A 2402-nucleotide genomic window follows, 5' to 3' on the forward strand; every position below is an offset into this window, starting at 1 on the left:
TCTATGGCCCGCCTGACCTGGGCTTTCCCGCCGATGGCGTGGTGGCGATGGGCGCGATGGATGCGCCGGGATGGGTGTTCGGCGAGATCGACCCGGCGCGGGTCGCGCGGGTGCGGGCCGAGGGGGCGGTGTTCAACCACGCGCATTGGGGCGAGCAGGGGGCCAGCGTGACGCTGCCGGTGGTCGAGGTGGTGGATTTGCGGTGAGGGGACTGCGTGCGTTCGGCATGCACGAATCCGTCACCCCCGCGAAAGCGGGGGCCCATCTCCTGACCGATCGTCACATCGCGCCGGCGCGGCAGGTGGGCAGTCCGGGAGATGGGCCCCCGCTTTCGCGGGGGTGACGATTGGGTTTGTGAACTCCCGCACAGGCAGGTTCAGGGGAGGAATTAGGGACCTGCCCAAGCCCCTTGCCCCCCTGTGCCCAAGTCGCTAGATAGCGTCCCCAATCCGACATCGTGATGGGGTTCGCCGGGTTCCTTGCTGAAGGAGCCGGGCGGAGAAACCTGTCCCGGAGCCGGGCAAATCATTCGTGAGGCAGAACGTGGCGAAGACCAATCCGCTGGAATTCATGCGCCAGGTGCAGGCCGAGACCAAGAAGGTCGTGTGGCCGACGCGCAAGGAAACCATCATGACCGCGGTCATGGTGTTCATCATGGCGACGCTGCTCGGCCTCTTCTTCTTCGGCGTCGACCGTCTGTTCGGCGCGATCGTGAACTTCCTCCTCAGCCTCGCGGGCTGAGCGGCCAGATAACGGGAAACATTCCATGGCGGCGCGCTGGTACATTATTCACGCCTATTCGGGCTTCGAGAACAAGGTTCGGGACCAGATCCTGGCGGATGCGACGCGGCTGGGCCTCGACGCGCTGGTCGAATCGGTCGAAGTGCCGGTCGAGACCGTCACCGAAGTGCGGCGCGGCAAGAAGATCCAGTCGGAGCGGAAGTTCTTCCCCGGCTATGTCCTTGCCAAGCTGAGCATGAACGACGACGTCTATCACCTGGTCAAGAATACGCCGAAGGTGACCGGATTCCTGGGTTCGTCGGGCAAGCCGCAGCCGATCAGCGAGAGCGAGGCCGCGCGCATCCTGAACACCAAGGAAGAAGCCGCCGCCGCGCCCAAGCAGCAGGTCAAGGTCGATTACGAAATCGGCGACGCGGTCAAGGTGCTGGAAGGCCCGTTCGCGAGCTTCAACGGGGTGGTCGAGGAACTGGATTTCGACAAGTCGAAGGTCAAGGTTTCGGTGTCGATCTTTGGCCGCGCAACGCCGGTCGAACTGGACTTCGATCAGGTGGAGCGGTCGAAGTAAGGCTTCGATACAGTTTTGGTTACGGGAAAGCCGGGGTGAGAGCCCCGGCTTTCTTGTGAAATCTTTAGATGTGCGCGGAAGACTTCATCGGCGCCTTTGTGAGGTCCATCTCTTTTCAAGCCTGTGATAGGGTCGCCAATATCTCGTGTAGGCGGGGTTGGATGGGCGACGATGGGGCTTGAAACTGCGAAGGAGGTGCCGACGGTGATGCTCGACGCTCGCCCACGCTTCACAAACCGTCTAATCCGTGCACGTGCATATTTTTATAGACGAGTCCGGCACCTTCGGGGCGATTGGCAGTGGTCGGTCGTCTATCTCGGTGCAAGGGGCGCTCATCTTAGCCTCGCACCGTCTTCCCAAGCTATTTAGAAAATACACGCGGCTCCGAGCGAACCTGCCCAAACGCAAAGGGGAGGTGAAAGGCAGCTTGCTCAATGAAGCGCAGGTGGCAGCCGTTATCGACCTACTGCGCCGCAACGAGGGAATTTTCTGCGCCTCAATGATCGACACCGGCGAGCACACCGGCGAGGAAGTGGAAAAGCACCGACAAGACGGTGTAAAGGCACTCGCTGCGAATCCAGTGAACGGGCACCCCGAGGAGTTGCGAGCCAACGTCGCGGAGCTTCAGCGACGTATGAGTGCCTTCTCGCATCAGCTCTACTGTCAGATGATGGTGACGCTCGACCTGCTCCACAGAGTACTGGAGGAGTCAATCCTTTACCACTGCCAGCGGCATCCAAAGGAGCTGACGGAGTTCCATTGGGTCGTCGATGCGAAGGCTAAGGGACATGTCACCGATTGGGAGGACTGGTGGGCGAACACTCTAGTCGTCTGGCTCCAGGCCATGTCCCTGCGTCAACCGGCAAACATGCTTCTCAGCGGCGATTACCGCCACTTCCGCCGTTTCATGTTCGAGTCCGTTCCCGACTACTTTCGAGGGGTCGCGCCACGCGCCGTGGGAGGCCCAAGCCCGGGGTTTGATCTTCAACGAATCTTCCGCGAGAGCTTCCGCTTCTCGAGCGCTCCGGAACCGGGCCTCGAGTGATCTGCCCCCCGCTGAGTGGCCCAGAGACTATGATAGTCTGGACCATGAAAG

3 protein-coding genes and 1 pseudogene are annotated in these 2402 nt (G+C 61.3%); all 4 read left to right on the top strand.

Annotated features, from left to right (window positions below; translation table 11 throughout):
- Positions 1-206: pseudogene (locus AX681_RS22355) on the top strand (amidohydrolase); the annotation flags it as partial.
- A gap of 337 nt (positions 207-543) precedes the next feature.
- The gene (gene secE, locus AX681_RS05195) at positions 544-741 is read left to right on the top strand and encodes a preprotein translocase subunit SecE (RefSeq protein ID WP_066659170.1); all 198 of its coding nucleotides are present in this window, start codon (positions 544-546) and stop codon (positions 739-741) included.
- Between the two features lie 25 nt (positions 742-766).
- Positions 767-1306: a transcription termination/antitermination protein NusG gene (nusG, locus tag AX681_RS05200; protein ID WP_066659168.1), complete on the top strand. Its 540-nt coding sequence runs from the start codon at positions 767-769 to the stop codon at positions 1304-1306.
- A 247-nt stretch (positions 1307-1553) separates the two neighbouring features.
- Positions 1554-2351, top strand: coding sequence for a hypothetical protein (locus AX681_RS05205; protein WP_066659164.1), 798 nt, complete (start codon positions 1554-1556; stop codon positions 2349-2351).
- The last annotated feature ends 51 nt before the right edge of the window (positions 2352-2402 follow it).

Origin of the sequence: Sphingomonas sp. CCH9-E2, from assembly GCF_001557215.1 — a bacterium.
Taxonomy (GTDB): domain Bacteria; phylum Pseudomonadota; class Alphaproteobacteria; order Sphingomonadales; family Sphingomonadaceae; genus Sphingomonas.